This window comes from Modestobacter sp. Leaf380, assembly GCF_001424485.1.
Classification (GTDB): domain Bacteria; phylum Actinomycetota; class Actinomycetes; order Mycobacteriales; family Geodermatophilaceae; genus Klenkia.
In genome coordinates this window covers 158,612-175,932 of sequence record NZ_LMQC01000025.1, presented here as the reverse complement: position 1 = coordinate 175,932, position 17,321 = coordinate 158,612, and the positions used below count along the sequence as shown (strand labels likewise).

The window sequence follows — 17,321 nt, the reverse complement described above, 5'->3', positions numbered from 1 at the left end:
GAGGGGAGCATGGAGCAGTCCACGGACGGCCCGGTGGCCGCCGACGGTCTCTCGGCGGTCAAGCGGGAGCTGCTGGCCCGGCTGACCAGCGGGGCCGCACTCCACGTGTCGCCGGCCAGCCGCATCCCGCCGGCCGGCGACGGCCCCCATCTGCTGTCCTTCGCCCAGGAGCGCATCTGGCTGGCCGGGCAGCTGGCCGGGGATGTCCCCGTGTTCAACCTCGGGGCAGCCATCCGGCTGGCCGGCCCGGTGGACGCGGCGGGCGTGGCCGAGGCCATGGCCGCGGTCGTCGCCCGGCACGACGCGCTGCGGACCGTCGTGCAGGTGCGCGACGGCCAACCGCGCGGCGTGGTCCTGCCCCGGGTCGAGGTGGACCTCCCGGTCGTCGACCTGCGCGGCGGGCCCGCGGGGCCGGCGGAGATCGAGGAGCACGTGCGGTCGGTGGTGCTGGCGCCCTTCGACCTCGAGGTGGGGCCGTTGTGGCGGATGGCCCTGCTGCAGCTGGGTCCGGAGGACCACGTGCTGGTGATGGGTCTGCACCACCTGGTGGCCGACGCGACGTCGATCCTGCTGGTGATGCGGGAGCTGTCGGTGCCTGCCGCCCTGCGTCCGCCGGTGCCGGTGCCCTACACCGACTACGCGGCCTGGCAGCGCGGACGGCTGGAGTCCGGGGAGCACGACGACCAGCTCGCCCACTGGTTGGACCGGCTGGCCGACCTGCCCCCGCTCCTGGACCTCCCCATCGACCGGGCGAGGCCGGCCGAGCCCACCTTCGCCGGCGCCACCGTGACCACCCGACTGCCCGTCGAGGAGGCGGAGGCCCTGCGGGTGCTCGCCCGGGAGACCGGGACGACGGCCTACGCGGTGGGGCTGGCCGCGCTGGCGGCACTGCTCGCGCGCACCGGTGGCCGGCACGACCTCGTCATCGGTGTGCAGGTGGGCGGCCGCCACCTGCCCGAGGTGCAGAACCTGGTCGGGGTGTTCGTCAACGTGCTGCCGGTGCGCATCGGTCTGGCCGGACCCGGGGACCGGCAGAGCTTCCGGGACGTGCTGCGCACGGTGCACACCGCACTGACCGATGCCATGGCGCACCAGGACATCCCCTTCGAGGTCCTGGTCCGCGAGCTCCGCGGACCGGCCGGACGGGCCGCGCCGCCCCTGGTCCAGGTGGCCTGCAACATGCCCATGCAGGACCAGGAGCGGCCCCCCGGGGACGAGATCCCGGGGCCGGTCACCCCCAGCGGGTCGCTCGTCGACCTCACCGTGCACCTGGTGCCCCGCCCGGACGGCTCGTGGGAGGTGCAGCTGGAGCACTCGACCGTGCTCTTCGACGAGCCGACGGCCCGCCGGCTGTTGGAGCAGTACACCCGGGTCCTGGCCACGGTCGGCAGCGACCCCGACGAGGCCTGGCAGACCGTCGACCTGCTGGGCGCGGAGGGCCGGCGGCGCGACCTGGTCGTGTCCACCGGCGCCCGCACCGACCCGGCCGTCCCCCTGCTGCCGGAGGCCGTGGCCCGCCAGGCGCGGCTGGCACCGGGGTCGACCGCGGTGCGTGCGGGCGACCGGTCGCTCACCCGCGCCGGGCTGCAGACCGCGGCCGCGTCGCTGGCGGCGCAGCTGCGTGCACACGGGGTGGGCCGCGGATCGGTCGTGGCGGTGTGCACCGGCCGGGGCCTGGAGCTGTCGGTCGCCACGGTGGCCACCTGGGTGGTCGGTGCCGCCTTCCTCCCGCTGGACCCCGACCTGCCTCCGGTCAGGCTCACCCAGCTGCTGGAGCTCTCCGGCTCCGTGGCTGTCGTGGCGGCGCCGGACCTGACCGACCTGGCCGCGGACATCTCCGGCGGTCGGCCGGTCGTGCCGTGCACCGTCCCCGGGGTGGAGCCCCCACCTGCAGCGGGCGACCCCGTGGTGCCGGTCCCGGTGTGCGGGGACGACGCCGCCTACGTCATGTACACCTCGGGGTCCACCGGGGTGCCGAAGGGCGTCGTCGTCACCCACGGGGCGATCGCCGCCCGGGTGCAGTGGACGGTGCGTACCCAGGGTCTGACCGCGGAGGACCGGGTGCTGGCCAAGACTCGGGTGGCGTTCGACGCGGCCGTGCTCGAGTGGTTCGCCGCCCTGGTGTCCGGGGGCACCGTGGTGATGGCCCCGCGCGGGGTCGAGCACGACCCCGCCGCACTGGTGCGCGCCGTCGCCGGCAACGGGGCCACGGTGCTGCAGGTCGTGCCCTCGGTCCTGCGCGCACTGCTGGACGCTCCCGGCTGGGAGGGCTGCGGGGGTCTGCGCCAGGTGTGGTCGGCCGGTGAGCCGCTGGACCACGAGCTGGTGCAACGCCTCCGGAACCGGGTCCCCGTGCGGGTCTGGAACACCTACGGGCCCACCGAGTGCGCGATCGACGTCGCCGCCCACGAGGTCCCGCCGGACGGCGGGCGGGGCCCGGTCCCCATCGGCACGCCCGTGGACGGTGCCGTCCTGCTGGTGCTCGACGGCCACGGCCACCTGGTCGGCCCCGGCACCGTGGGGGAGCTGCACGTCGGCGGGACGGCGGTGGGCCGGGGGTACCTGGGCCGCGCGGACCTGACGGCCGAGCGGTTCTGCCCCGACCCGTACGGCCCGCCGGGCGCCCGCCTGTACCGCACCGGGGACCGCGTCCGGCGGCGGTCGGACGGCGTGCTGGAGTTCGTCGGGCGCATCGACGACCAGGTCAAGGTCAACGGGGTCCGGGTCGAGCCGGGCGAGGTCCGCGCCGCGCTCGCCGAGCACCCCGCGGTCGCGCAGTGCCACGTGCAGGCGGTGCGCACCGACGACGGCCCGCGGCGCCTGGTCGCCTACGTCGTCCCCGTCACCCCCACGAGCCCGGTCGACCCGGCCGAGCTGCGGGCCTTCCTGCGGCTGCGACTGCCCCCGGCGATGGTGCCCGGGGCGGTCCTGACGCTGCCGGCGCTGCCGCGGACCCCCAACGGCAAGGTCGACACCGCGGCCCTCCCGGTCCCGCGGGCCCAGGACCGCAGCCACCTGGTACCCCCCACGACTGCGTCGCAGCGGGCGGTGGCCGAGGCGTGGGCCGACGTGCTCGGGGTCGAGGGGGTCGGCGTCGACGACGACTTCTTCGCGGCGGGGGGCCACTCCCTGCTGCTCGGGCAGCTCGTGGTCCACCTGCGGCTGCGCACGGGTGTCGAGGTGCCCGTGCGTGAGCTGTTCTCCGCGCTCACGGTCCGGGGTCAGGCCGCGCTGGTCGACGCCAGGTCGCCGGCTGCCGCCGACGAGCCGATCCCGGTGCTCGACGGACCGGGGCCGTTCACGACGTCGTCCGGGCAACGGCGCCTGTGGGTGCTGGACAAGCTCAACCCGGGGAGCCTGGAGTACCTCACCCCGTGTTTCGTGCCGCTGCCGCGCGGGACCGACCCGCTGGCGCTGCGCGCCGCCGTCGGCGACCTGGTCGCCCGGCACCCCGCGCTGCGCACCCGCTTCACCGACGTAGCTGGGGAGCCCCTGCAGGTGGTCGACCCGCCGGGCGAGGTCGTCCTCCGGGTGGTGCAGGCTCGGCCGGCGGCGGCTTTCGCCGACGACCTCGGGCGCGGGTTCGACCTCGCCCGCGGCCCGGTGCTGCGCGCGGTCCTGGCCCAGCCGCAGGACGACGACCCGGTGCTCATGCTGCTCATGCCGCACATCGCCTGCGACGGCTGGTCCACCGGCGTGCTCGCACGGGACCTGCTCGAGCTCCTGGACGCCCGCACCCGGGGGCGGCCGGCGCAGCTGCCGGCGCTCCCGCTGCGCTACACCGACGTCGCCGCCTGGCAGCGGGCCTCGCTCGACGGTGCCGACCTCGCCGACCAGCTGGCCCACTGGGAAGGTGCGCTGGCCGGCCTGCCGGTCCTGGACCTGCCCGTCGACCGCCGCCGGCCGGTGGTGCGGGACCCCCGCGGGGGAGCGGTGGCCTTCGCCGTCCCCGACGACGTCGCCCGGGCGGTGCAGCGGGCCGGTCGGCAGCAGGGCGCCAGTTCGTCGGTCGTCCTGCTCGCCGCATTCACGGTCCTGCTGTCCCGGTACAGCGGGCAGCGCGACGTCGCGGTCGGGTCGCCGGTGGCGGGCCGCTCGCGACCGGAGCTGGCCGGGGTGGTGGGGCTGTTCATCAACACCCTCGTCCTGCGGTGCGACCTGTCCGGTGAGCCCACGTTCGCCCAGGTCGTGGACCGGGTGCGCGGCACGGTCCTGGACGGCTTGGCCCACCAGGACGTCCCGTTCGACCACCTCGTCGACCGGCTGGCCGTCGACCGGGACATGTCCCGGAACCCGCTGTTCGACGTGCTGTTCGACCTGCAGCACGACGGCCACGCAGGGGCCGACGCCGACGAGCCCGGCGACGGCGCGGTGGACGGGATCCCCCGGGCCGCCCGCCAGGACCTGGGCCTGATCATGCGCCGGCGGGCCGACGGCACGCTGCGCGGCACCCTGGAGTTCGCGACCGCGCTGTTCGACCGCGCGACGGCCGAGCGGATGACCGGGCACTACCTGCACCTGCTCGGCCAGGTCGCGGAGGGCTTCGAGGTGCCCGTGGGCGAGCTGGAGCTCCTCACGGAGGCCGAGGCCGGCCAGCTCGAGCGCTGGAACGCCACGGCGCACCCGGTGGACCAGATGACCCTGGTCGACCTGCTCGACCGGCAGACCGCGCGCACCCCGCAGGCCTGTGCCGTCGTGCTCGGTGGGACCACCCTCACCTACGCCGAGCTGGCGGCGCGGGCGGGTCGGCTGGCGGGTGCCCTCGCCGCGCGAGGGGTGAGGCCGGAGAGCGTCGTCGCGGTCGCGCTGCCCCGCTCGGTCGAGCTCGTCGTGGCGCTGCACGCCGTGCTCCGGGCCGGCGCGGCCTACCTCCCCGTCGACCTCGGGCACCCGCCCGGCCGGCTGGCCGCGCTCCTCGCCGGGTCGCAGCCCGAGCTGGTCCTCACCACCGCCGCCGGGGACGACGTCCTGCCGGCCTCGGACGTCCCACGCCTCCTGGTGGACGCCGCCGACGACGCGGGCCCGATCGCCGAGCCGAGCGCGCCGGCGCCGGACAACCCGGCCTACGTCATCCACACCTCGGGCTCCACCGGTGGACCCAAGGGCGTCGTCGTCCCGCACGCCGGCATCGTGAACCGTCTCGCCTGGATGCAGGACCACTTCGGCCTCACGGCGCAGGACCGGGTGCTGCAGAAGACACCCGCGACCTTCGACGTGTCGGTGTGGGAGTTCTTCTGGCCGCTGACGTGCGGAGCGGCCCTCGTGCTCGCGCGACCCGAGGGGCACCGGGACCCCGCCTACCTGGCCGCGCTCGTCCAGCAGGAGCGCATCACCACCGTCCACTTCGTGCCCTCGATGCTGAGCGCCTTCCTCGGGCACCCGTCGGCCGGCGCGTGCACCGGCCTGCGCCGCGTGGTGTGCAGCGGCGAGGCCCTCGGCCCGGCGCTGCGGGACCGCTTCCACGAGGTCCTGCCCGGGGTCGAGCTGCACAACCTGTACGGCCCCACCGAGGCCTCCGTGGACGTGACGGCCTGGGAGTGCGCCCCGACCGCACCGGGCACGGCGGTGCCGATCGGGGAGCCGGTCTGGAACACGCGGCTGCACGTCCTGGACGCCGACCTGAACCGGGTCCCGGTCGGCGTCCCCGGTGAGCTGCACCTGGCCGGTGTGCAGCTCGCCCGCGGCTACCTGGGTCGCCCGGACCTGACCGCCGACCGGTTCGTCCCCGACCCGGCCGGCTCGGGGAGCAGGGTGTACCGCACCGGGGACGTCGTCCGCCGGCGACCGGACGGCGTCCTGGAGCACCTCGGCCGCGCCGACGACCAGCTGAAGATCCGCGGGCACCGGGTGGAGCCCGGTGAGGTCGCCGCCGTGCTGACCGCCCACCCGGGTGTACTGGAGGCCGTGGTCGTGCCGGCGGCGGACGGCGGGGACGTGGCGCTGGTGGCCCACTGGGTGCCCACCGGGGAGACGGTCGAGGAGGACCAGCTCGTCGACCACTGCTGGGAGCACCTGCCCGAGCCGATGGTGCCGCGCTTCTGGAACCGGCTCGACGCCCTCCCGGTGACGTCCAACGGCAAGGTCGACCGGCGCCGGCTGGCCGGTTCGGGTACCCGGACCGCCCCGGCCCGGGACGCGGACGTCCCCGTGGTGGCACCGCGCACCGTCGTCGAGGAGCGGCTGCTGGAGATCTGGACCGATCTCCTGGGTCCTGGGTCCGGGGTCCTGCACAACTTCTTCGCCGGTGGCGGCCACTCGATCCTCGCCGTGCAGCTGGTCTCGCGGGTCGCCGAGGAGTTCGAGGTCGAGATCCCGGTGCGCCTGGTCTTCGAGCGCCCCACCGTCGCCCAGCTCGCCGCGGCCGTCGAGGCCGAGATCACCGCCGAGATCGACCGACTCACCGACGAGGAGGTGGCCGCGTTCGCGGTCACCACCGAGGTCGCAGGCCCCAGGAGGCACCCGTGAGCAGTGAACCCCTCTACCTCAGGCCCAACGTCCGCATCGAGGGCCTGGTCAACCGGTTCGTGGCCTGGACCCACGTGTACGCCCCCGTCACCGGGGCCATGACGACGGCGAACCTGCTCCTGCCGATCATGGACTCGTTCGTGCAGCACCCCGAGGTGCACGAGGCGGCGGTGGCCAACCCGAAGATGAAGGGCGGCTTCTTCATCGCCGCCCCGTCCTCGCGGGTCGACGAGGTGGCCGACCTCCGGGACTCCGTCGTCCGGGACGACAAGGTGGCGCTGGCGTTCGCCGAAGCGGTCACGCTGGCCGAGGAGATGCTGCGGGCCCGAGCCACGGGCTTCGACCTGTCCCCGCTGTACGCGCTGCTGCCGCCGGAGCTGCGCGGGGTGACCGAGCTGGTCTACGACACCGACCACCACGCCACGCTGCGGTTCCTCGAACCGCTGCTCTACCGCAGCGAGGTGCACCGGCGGGAGCGTGAGTCGGTCGACCTGTCCCTGGACGACGGCACGTCGCCGCCGTTCATCCTCAGCACCCCCCGGCTGCCCGCGCCGGGGCACCTGCAGCTGCCGCTGCAGCTGGACCACCCGGGCATCGACGACCTGTTCTCCCTCCGGTCGCGGGCCCGGCCGCTGGCCGAGGTGGCCGCCGCGCTGGAGATCGGGGACGGCAGGCAGGAGGAGCTGCTGCGCAGCCTGCTGACCCCCGACCGGTCCCCGGTGGCCGACCGCGACGCCGAGGGCGGCCGGATCCGCTACTTCGGCCACGCCTGCCTGCTGCTCCAGGCGCCGGGCGCCAGCGTGCTGGTGGACCCGTTCATCAGCTCCGACACCGCGGCGGGCGACCGGTTCACCTACGAGGACCTGCCGGACACCATCGACCTGGTCCTGATCACCCACGCCCACCAGGACCACGTCGTGCTGGAGACCCTGCTGCAGCTGCGGCACCGGGTCGGCACCGTCGTGGTCCCGCGCAACGGGGGCGGGCAGCGGCAGGACCCGTCGCTGCGGTTGTTCCTGGAGGCCGCCGGCATGCGGGTGCGGGAGGTCGACGACCTGGACGAGATCACCTTCCCCGGCGGCTCGGTCGTGGCCGCCCCGTTCTTCGGCGAGCACTGCGACCTCGACATCCGTGCCAAGAGCAGCTACTGGGTGCGGATCGCCGGGCGGAACGTGTTCGTGGGCGCGGACACCTCGGGCCTGGAGTCCGAGCTGTACGCGCAGATCCGGCGCACGCTGGGCCGGGCGGACATGGCCTTCATCGGGATGGAGTGCGACGGTGCGCCGCTGAGCTGGCTCTACAGCTCGCTGTTCACCCAACCGGTCCCGCGGAAGATGGCGATCACCCGCAAGCTCTCGGGCTCGAACGCCGCGCAGGCCAGTGCCGTCGTGGCCGAGCTGGGCGCCCCGGAGGCCTACGTCTACGCGATGGGGCAGGAGGACTGGCTGCAGCACGTCATGGCGACCAGCTACACCCCTGCCTCCTACCAGTTGCTGCAGGTGAAGGAGTTCCTCTCCACCTGCGCCGACCGCGGTGTGCACGCCGAGCACCTGCTGGTCCGCGAGGAACTGCGGTGGTGACCCGGGCACCCGCACCGGCCCCGGTCGTGGTGGGTCGCCTGCAGGTGCGGGTGCTGCTGGACACCGGGCCGACCACCGCCGAGCTCGCTACCATCGAGGACCTGTTCGGCGCCCGCGGGATGGACGCCGGGGTCGAGGGCCACTCCTACGGCGGCCCACCGCCGACGTCGGCGTTCCGGATCGTGCTCGACGTCCCCCTGGCCCCCTTCCTCGACTCCTTCGCGCAGGAACCGGGCACCGGGTGGCGGTCGCTGGGCGAGCTGGTCGCGGCCCTGCAGTCGATGCGTGCCGACCCGGCCGACTGGGGCCGGGCCCACGTGGTCCACGTCGAGGACGCCGCCAGCGGCCACTCCGTCCGGCTGGACCCCGCGCTGCCCGAGGAGGCCTACCGGGCGCTGCTGGACATCGACCTCTCCGGTCTCGACCAGTGGTCGGTCCCCGTCGAGCTGGGCTGGCAGCCGGCCCTGACGGCGTGGAAGGCCCGCATGACCACCGTCCCGGTGCGCTTCTCGCGCCGCCCGCCGCCCCGCCGCGCCGCGCCGGCCCCCCTGGTCCGCCAGGTCGGCGAGGAGGAGATGGCGTCGCTGTGGGCACTGGCGGGGTCGGCGGGCACCCCGGCGGTCTCCTGGCAACGGGCGCAGATGGTCCTGCTGGGCGTGCAGGGGTCCACCGCCGCCTCCATCGCGCAGCACGTCGTCACCGGTGAGGCCCGGGTGCGTGCCGTGCTGGACAACTTCAACCGCGACGGCTTCGCCTCCTTCGACATGGCCTACACCGCCGGCCACCGCCCGCAGGTCACCGAGGAGGAGGAGCGCGACGCCCGGGAGGTCCTCCGCCGGGGGACCTGGGACGCGGCCGAGCTCGGCGAGTTCCTCGTTGCCGAGGGCGTGGTCGAGGACGTCGACCTCGCGTGGCTGACGGCCCTGCTGACGCGACGGGAGGGGAGCGGATGAGCACGCAGAGCGTGGGTGCCGACACCGTCGGGGACATGCGCCGTGCCCTGCTGGCCGCACGGCTGGCCGGCGGTCACCGCGGGGCCCGCCACGGGATCCCGCGGGTGCCGCGCCCGGGCCGGCTGGTCACCTCGTTCGGCCAGCAGCAGCTGTGGTTCCTCAGCGTGCTGGACCCGGGCAGCCCGGAGTACGTCATCCCGCTGACCATGTGGGTCGGCGGGGAGCTCGACCTCGCGGCCCTCGACGGTGCCTGGCGGTCGACCGCAGAGCGGCACGAGGTGCTGCGTACGCGTTACCAGCTGGCCGACGCGGACCTCCTCCAGGTCGTCGACCCGGTGTCCGCGGTACCGCCCGTGCGGGTCAGCGACCTCGCGGAGGTCCCCGCCGACCGGCGCGAGGAGCACGCGCTCGGGGTGGCGCGCGCCGAGGCGGGAGTCGCCTTCGACCTCGGGCGCGAGCACCCCGCGCGGGTACACGTGCTGAGGCTGGCCGCCGACCGGCACCTGCTGGTCCTCACCGTGCACCACATCGCCGGCGACGGGTGGTCCTCGGGACTGCTGGTCGACGAACTGTTCTCCTCCTACCTGCACCTCGTCGGGTCGCCGGAGGCGCCGCCGCTGCCCGACCTGCCGGTGCAGTACGCCGACGTCGCGGCCTGGCAGCGGGCGCGCCTGACCGGCGACGCGCTCGAGCGCGAGCTCGGGTACTGGCGCACGCAGCTCGCCGGGGTCCCGGTGATCGAGCTGCCGCTGGACCACCCCCGCTCGGCCCGGCGCTCGTGGGCCGGGGACCGGTACGAGTTCGAGGTCCCGCCCGGATCCGGGGACCGGCTGCGCGACCTGGCGCGCCGGTACGACACCACCTTGTTCACGGTGGGGTTCACCGCGTTCCGGGAGCTGCTGCACCGATGGTCGGGCCAGTCGGACCTGACGGTCGGCACCGCGGTCGCGGGTCGGAGCCGGCCCGAGGTCCAGCACCTCGTCGGGTACTTCCTCAACACCGTGGTGCTCCGGTCGGTCCGGGAGGGAGACCCGAGCTTCGCCCAGCTGCTCGAGCACGACCGGGCCCTGGTGCTGGACGCCCTGTCCCACCAGGAGGCCCCGGTCCCGCAGCTGGTCGAGGAGCTCCAGCCGCGGCGCGACCCGTCCCGGACCCCGCTCTTCCAGGTCATGTACGACATGGTGGAGGCCTCCCCCCGGCACCTCGTGCTGCCGGGCCTGGAGGTCGACGTGGTCGACGTCGTCCCGGCCGCGGCCAAGCACGACCTCCGGCTCGAGCTCACCGCCCGCCGCGACGGCGGGCTGCGGGGCGTCCTGGAGTACCCCACTGCGCTGTTCGGCCCCGGTACGGTCCAGCGCTTCGCCGCGCACCTGTGCACCCTGCTCGACGCGGTGACCCACGACCCCACCGCGCCGCTGTCCACCGTGGAGGTGATGGGACCGGGCGAGCGGGCGGCCGTGCTCGGGCCGCGGGCCGGCGAGACCGCCCCGGCCGTGCTGCACCCGGTCAGCAGGCGGGTGGCCGAGCTGGCCCGCACCGCGCCGGCCGACCCGGCCGTCGTGCAGGGCATGCAGCGGCTGACCTTCGCGCAGCTGCACGAGCGCAGCAACCGGGTCGCGCACGTCCTGCGCGACCGGGGGGTGCGGCCCGGGGCCACCGTGGCGGTGTGCCTGGAGCGGGGGCTGGACCTGCTGCCCTGCCTGCTCGGCGTGTGGCGCGCCGGCGCGGCCTACGTCCCCCTGGACCCCGGCGACCCGCCCGCGAGGTCGGCCGCCGTCCTCGCCGACTCCGGCGCCGTCCTGACCATCACCCGTTCGGAGCTGCCGGCGGCCTCGGCCGGCGGCGCCGTGCTGGCGGTCGACCTGGACGGACCCGAGATCGACGGCGCGCCGTCGGCGGACCTGCCCGGCGAACCCGACCCGTCGGCCGTCGCCTACCTGGTGTACACCTCCGGCAGCACCGGACGACCCAAGGGTGTGCTGGTCACCCACGGGAACCTGGCGAACTACCTGGGGTGGGCCGCGGGGGAGTACCTCTCCGCGGACGGCAACGGGGCGGCGCTGTTCTCCTCGATCGCCTTCGACCTGGTCGTGACCACCCTGTTCCTGCCGGTGGTGGCCGGCCAGCCCGTGCACCTGCTGCCGGCGGACCTGTCCACCCGCAGGCTCGGGCCCGCCCTGGCGGAGGCCGCGGGTGGTCGGCCGTTCAGCTTCCTCAAGCTGACCCCCGGGCACCTGGAGCTCCTGGTCGACCAGCTCGACGGCGCCGACGCCGCCGGTCTCGCCCACCACCTCGTCGTCGGGGGCGAGGCCTTCCCGGCGTCGCTGGCCGCCCGATGGTGGGACCTCGCGGGGGGCACCGGTGTGGTGGTCAACGAGTACGGCCCGACGGAGAACACCGTGGCCAACGTCGTCCACCGGGTGGAGGCGCCGACCGGGGTGCCGGCCGACGGCGGCGGGTCGCTGCCCATCGGGCGGGCCGTCCCCGGGACGTCGGTGCACTGCCTGGGCCCTGACCTCGCGCCGGTGCCGCCCGGGGTGGAGGGCGAGCTGCACCTGGGCGGCGCGCAGCTCGCCCTGGGCTACCGGGACCTGCCCGGGCTGACCGCCGAGCGCTTCGTGCCCGACCCCTTCGGTCCGCCCGGCGCGCGCCTGTACCGCACCGGCGACCGGGCCCGGGTGGGCCCCGACGGCGTCGTGGCGTTCCTGGGCCGCCGGGACGAGCAGCTGAAGGTGCGTGGCCACCGCGTGGAGGCCGGGGAGGTCGAGTCCGCGCTGCGGACCCACCCGCTCGTCCGCGACGCCGTGGTCACCCTGCGGACCGGTGCCGCGGGCACCGGGCTGCTGGTCGCCTACGTGACCACCGACGCCGTGACCACCGACGCCCCCGCGGACCCGTCGGCCGAGGACCTGCGGCGGTTCGTCGCCGGTCTGCTGCCCGAGCACATGGTGCCGGCGCACGTCGTCGTCCTCGAGGACATCCCGCTCACCAGCAACGGCAAGGTCGACCGGGCCGCGCTCCCCGACCCTGACCGGGCGGCCTCGGGCGCGGCGGAGACGGCGGCCGCGCCGCGGTCACCGCTGGAGCAGCAGCTGGTCACCGCCCTGGCGAGCACGCTGGGGCTGGCCGAGGTCGGCGTCGACGACGACTTCTTCGACATCGGCGGCGACTCGCTCAGCGCCGTGGCGCTCGTGGGGCAGCTGCGCGCCGCCGGCCTGGACCTGGCCGTGGACGACGTCTTCGCCCACTCGACGCCGGCCGAGCTTGCCGGGCTCCTGCTGGACCGGCAGCCGCTGACCGGCGCCGCACCGCGGCTAGCGGCCTTCGACCTGGTGCCCGAGCGGGACCGGGCGGCACTGGCGGCCGACCTGGAGGACGCGTACCCGCTGACGACGCTGCAGGCCGGCATGCTCGTCGAGATGTTCTCCGACAGCGCGGTGAACTACTACCACAACGCAACCACCTATCTGGTCCGCGACGGCGTCCCGTTCTCCCCGGCGGCGTTCCGCGCGGCGGTGGAGCGGGTGGTCCAGCGGCAGGAGGTGCTGCGTACCGGGTTCGACATGGCGACCTTCAGCGAGCCGATGCAGCTGGTGCACCGCACGGCCCAGCTGCCGACCACCGTCGAGGACGCGCAGCACCTGCCCCCGGCCGCGCAGGACGAGCTGGTCCGGGCCCGCATGGCCGAGGAACGCGCCCGGCTCTTCGACGTCTCGACGCCGTCGCTGCTCCGGCTGCACGCGGTGGTCCGCGCCCCCGGGGAGTGGTCCCTGATCATCACCGAGTGCCACCCGATCATGGAGGGCTGGAGCTACCACATGCTCCTGATGGAGCTGCTGACCTGTTACGGCCAGCTCCGGGACGGCAAGACGGTGGTCGACCCGGAACCGCTGGGGGTCCGCTTCGCCGACCACGTCGCCGCCGAGCGGGCCGCGCTGGCGGACCCGGCGCACCGCGACCACTGGCGCGGGGTGGTCGACGGCGCGGCCCGGTGGTCCGTGCCCAGCGGCTGGGGCGGCGCAGGCGAGCGCGCCGGCGGTGGGCCGATCCGGGTGGAGGTGATGTTCGCCGACCTGGAGCCGGGGCTGCGCGCGCTGGCCCGGACGGCCGAGGTGCCATTCAAGGCCGTGCTGCACGCCGCCCACCTGAAGGTCATGAGCATGCTGACCGACGAGCCCAGGTTCCTCAGCGGGCTGGTGTGCGACACCCGGCCCGAGGTGGCAGGCGCCGACCGGCTCTACGGCCTGTTCCTCAACACGGTGCCGTTCCCGTTCGAGCTCACGGCCGCCACCTGGCGCGAGCTGGTCACCGAGGTCTTCGCGCAGGAGATCGAGCTGTGGCCGCACCGTCGCTACCCGCTGGGCGCCATCCAGCGTGACCGGCCCGGCGGGGGCCGCCTGCTCGACGTGGTGTTCAACTACCTCGACTTCCGCACCGTCGACGAGGAGCTGGTCGACTTCGGGGCCAGCATCGACGACTCGCAGATCGAGTTCGCCCTGTCGGCCACCGCCTTCCGGCAGGGGCTGCTCACCCTGCGCCTGCACCCCGACGCGGTCGACCGGGACCACGGCGAGCGGCTGGCCGCGATGTACCGGCTGGTGCTGGTGGCCATGAGCGAGGACCCCGACGGCGATGCGTGGGCGGCCCGGCTGCCCGACGACGAGCTCCGCCGGTCGGCCGAGGAGAGCACCGGAGCGGCGCCGTCGGAGCCGGCGTCCGACGTCCCCCAGCTGTTCGAGGCGGCGGCGCGGGCGGTGCCCGACGCACTCGCCCTGGTCCTGCCCGACGGCCACGGGTGGACCTTCCGCGACCTCGACGAGCGCTCCAACAAGCTGGCCCACTACCTGCGCACCTCGGGGATCGGGCGCGACCAGTTCGTCGGCATCTGCGTCGAACCGGGGCTGGAGCTGCTGGTCGGGGTGCTCGGCGTGCTCAAGGCCGGCGCGGCCTACCTGCCGCTGGACCCTGCCCACCCACCCGCACGGTCGGCCCACGCCCTGCACGACTGCGGGGCCCGGATGCTGCTCACCCAGGACCACCTCGACGGGCGGCTGCCCCCGCTGGACATCCCGGCCCTCTACCTGGACGGCGACTGGCCGGCGATCGAGGGCCAGCCCGATGGCCCGGTGCCACGTCGTGTGCACCCGGACAACCTGGCGTACTGCATCTACACCTCGGGGTCGACCGGGCGGCCCAAGGGCGTGCTCGTGACCCACCGCGGTCTGGCGAACTACCTGACCTGGGCGATGGAGGCGTACACCGTGCCCGGCGGCGGTGGCGCCCCCCTGCTGGGGTCGATCGCCTTCGACCTCACCGTGACCAACCTGCTGGTGCCGCTGGTGGCCGGGCAGCGGGTCACCGCGCTGCCGGTGGGGCGCGAGACGGAGGCGGTGGCGGGGATGATCGCCGGACCAGGCATCGACCTGCTCAAGGCCACGCCCGGGCACCTCGACGTCCTGCACGGTCTGCTGTCGGACGCACCCGGTCGCCCGGTGGTGGGCACCGTGGTGGTCGGGGGGGAGCAGTTGCCCCTGGAGACGGTGCTGGCGTGGCACCGCGCCGTGCCCGGGGTGCGCATCGTCAACGAGTACGGCCCCACCGAGACCGTCGTCGGCTGCATCGTCCACGACGTCCCCGCCGACCCCGACCAGCCGCGGCCCGTCGCGATCGGCCGGCCCATCGCGGGCACCTCGGTGCGCGTGCTGGACCGGCACCTGCAGCCGGTGCCGCGGGGGGTGCCGGGGGAGCTCTACGTCGGTGGCGAGGGCGTGGCCCGTGGGTACGGCGGCCGGCCCGACCTCACCGCGGACCGGTTCGTGCCCGACCCGGCCGGCCCGCCCGGGGCCCGGGTCTACCGCACCGGGGACGTCGTGCGCCGCCGCGCGGCGGGGGACCTGGAGTTCCTGGGTCGGCGGGACCACCAGTTGTCCTTCCGGGGGTACCGGATCGAGCCCGGGGAGATCGAGGCCCGGCTGCTCCGCCGGCCCGGGGTCGCTGAGGCCGTCGTCGTCCTGGGGCGCAACCCGGCCGGTGACAGCCGGCTCGTCGGCTACGCCGGGTGCCCGGGGCCGGAGCAGCCAACCCCCGAGGAACTGCGCGCTGCGCTGCGGCGGGAGCTGCCCGAGCACCTGGTGCCCGGGTTGCTCGTCGTCCTCCCGGCGCTGCCGAGGTCGGCGGCGAACAAGGTCGACCGGGCGGCCCTACCGGTGTCCGACCGGGTGCCGGCCACCTCGGCGGCGTACGTCGCGCCGCGCAACGCGCTGGAACGGCGGCTGACCGAGCTGTGGGAGGACGTGCTCGGCGTCGAGCGGCTCGGGATCGAGGACCCGCTGCGCGACCTCGGCGCCGATTCGCTGTCGGCCCTGCGGGTGGCCGCTGCCGCCGACGACCTCGGCGTCGTGATGTCCCCGCACGACGCACTGGCCTTCCCGACGGTCGCGCAGCTGGCTCAGCACCTGCTGGGCGGCAGCACCGAGGACCTGGCCAGGACGCTCCTCGCGGACTCAGAGCTCGCCGAGGAAATCCACCCGCACGGGCCCCCGGCCGACCCCGACGGCCCGGTGCTGCTCACCGGGGCGACCGGCTTCCTCGGGGCGCACGTCCTCGCCGAGCTGCTGCGGACCACCGACCGGCGGGTGCGCTGCCTCGTGCGGGGCGCCGACGTCGACGCTGCGCAGGCGCGGCTGCGGGCGTCGGCGGACCGCTGGCGGACCGCTGTGCCCGAGGCGCTGGACCGGGTCGAGGTGGTGGCCGGCGACCTGGGTGCGGACCGTCTCGGCCTGAGCGAGGCCGACTTCGGGGCGCTGGGCCGGTCGGTCTCGGCGATCTACCACTGCGGCGCCGACGTGAACGCCGTGCACCCCTACGCGGCGATGCGGGCGGTCAACGTCGGCGGCACCCGCGAGGTGCTCCGGCTGGCGTGCGAGGGCACGACGACGCCGGTGCACCACGTCTCGACGATGTCGGTGTTCACCCCGGAGACGATGGACAGCGGGCAGGTGGATGAGACCAGCGGGCAGGTCGACCCACCGGCCGCCCGGTCCAGCGGCTACGGGCAGTCCAAGTGGGTGGCGGAGAACCTGGTCGTGGAGGCCGGCCGGCGCGGCCTGCCCGTGACGGTGATCCGCATGGCCCGGGTGTCGTGGAGCACGCGGACCGGGGTCGCGAACTCCGACGACCTGGTGACGAGGGCCATGTCGGCCGCGCTCCGCCTGGGGATGGTGCCGGCGATGCAGGTCGGGATGACGCTCACCCCGGTCGACCGGGTCGCGGCCGGGATCGTCGAGATCGGGCGCCGCACCGACACCCACGGCGGTTGCTTCCACCTGATCAGCCCGCACCGGCTGGCCTGGGATGACCTGATCAGCTGGACCACGGCATGCGGCCATCCTCTCGAGACGGTGGACGCCCGCACCTTCCGGGACGCGCTGGTCGAGGCCGCCCGCCCACCGGGCGGAGCCGACCTGCGCCCGCTGGTCCTGCTGCTGCCCCGGACCGAGGACGGCGTCGACCTGTCGACCATCGAGGACGACTACGTGCCCCCGGTCGAGACCTGGTGGAGCAGGCACGGCGGACACGTCGAGCCGATCACGCAAGCCGATGTGGAGGAGTTCGTGGCGGGCCTTGCGCACCGGCCCGGCGCACCGGCTGCCCGTGCTTGAGTCCGTCCTCGGACCGCCGGTGTCGGTGTGCTCGACCCGCACCGACACCGCGCCCGTCGTCGTGCACGCCGAGGAGGAGACCGACGTGGCGCGGGCCGTGCCTGCCCGCCGGGCGGAGTACGCCACGGTGCGGCACTGCGCACGGACGGCGCTGCGCGCGATCGACGTGCCGCCGGGGCCGCTGCCGAGGGGCGCCGGTGGCGCCCCGGTCTGGCCGGCCGAGGTCGTCGGCAGCATGACCCACTGCCGGGGCTACCGGGCGGCGGCGGTGGCCCGCACCGTGCACGTCCGCTCGCTCGGCATCGACGCCGAGCCGGACGAACCGTTGCCGCGGGGGGTGCTGGAGCTGGTCACCAGGCCGGGCGAACGCGCCGCCCTCCCGTTGCTGCAGCGGTCCCGGCCGGGCGTCCACTGGGACAGGCTGACGTTCAGCGCCAAGGAGTCGGTGTACAAGGCGTGGTTCCCGCTGACGGGTCGGTGGCTGGACTTCGACGACGCCGAGGTCCACCTCACCCCCGACGGCGGCCTCGTCGCCGAGTTGCTCGTCCCCGGCCCCCGGGTCGACGGGGCGCCGTTGACCCGCTTCACCGGTCGCTGGTCGGTGGCGTCGGGGATCATCACCACGGCCGTCGTCGTCCCCGCAGGCTCGGACTGAGGCCGAG

At 75.2% G+C, this 17,321-nt stretch carries 5 protein-coding genes; all 5 read left to right on the top strand.

Going from position 1 to position 17,321, the window contains the following annotated elements:
- Nucleotides 1-9 precede the first annotated feature (9 nt).
- The 5 genes from ASG41_RS22680 to ASG41_RS22660 are packed head-to-tail and all read left to right on the top strand — an operon-like array spanning nt 10 to nt 17,314.
- Complete coding sequence (locus tag ASG41_RS22680; RefSeq protein WP_056301172.1) at nt 10-6,465, top strand: non-ribosomal peptide synthetase; 6,456 nt, start codon at nt 10-12, stop codon at nt 6,463-6,465.
- Nucleotides 6,462-8,045, top strand: a complete 1,584-nt coding sequence (locus ASG41_RS22675; RefSeq protein ID WP_056301169.1) for an MBL fold metallo-hydrolase — start codon at nt 6,462-6,464, stop codon at nt 8,043-8,045. The genes ASG41_RS22680 and ASG41_RS22675 overlap by 4 nt, the downstream gene beginning before the upstream one ends.
- Nucleotides 8,042-8,998 carry a hypothetical protein gene (locus tag ASG41_RS22670; protein ID WP_157519674.1) on the top strand — a complete coding sequence of 319 codons (957 nt, stop codon included), beginning with the start codon at nt 8,042-8,044 and terminating at the stop codon, nt 8,996-8,998. Before ASG41_RS22675 ends, ASG41_RS22670 begins: the two co-directional genes overlap by 4 nt.
- On the top strand, nt 8,995-16,659 hold the full coding sequence (locus ASG41_RS22665; protein ID WP_056301163.1) for a non-ribosomal peptide synthetase: 7,665 nt from the start codon (nt 8,995-8,997) through the stop codon (nt 16,657-16,659). Before ASG41_RS22670 ends, ASG41_RS22665 begins: the two co-directional genes overlap by 4 nt.
- A complete protein-coding gene (locus tag ASG41_RS22660; protein ID WP_056301278.1) occupies nt 16,652-17,314 on the top strand; it encodes a 4'-phosphopantetheinyl transferase in 663 nt (220 codons plus the stop codon). The genes ASG41_RS22665 and ASG41_RS22660 overlap by 8 nt, the downstream gene beginning before the upstream one ends.
- Nucleotides 17,315-17,321 lie beyond the last annotated feature (7 nt).

Coding starts and splice junctions, on each gene's coding strand:
- ASG41_RS22680 (WP_056301172.1), top strand. CDS start 10: ATGGAGCAGTCCACGGACGGCCCGGTGGCCGCCGACGGTCTCTCGGCG.
- ASG41_RS22665 (WP_056301163.1), top strand. CDS start 8,995: ATGAGCACGCAGAGCGTGGGTGCCGACACCGTCGGGGACATGCGCCGT.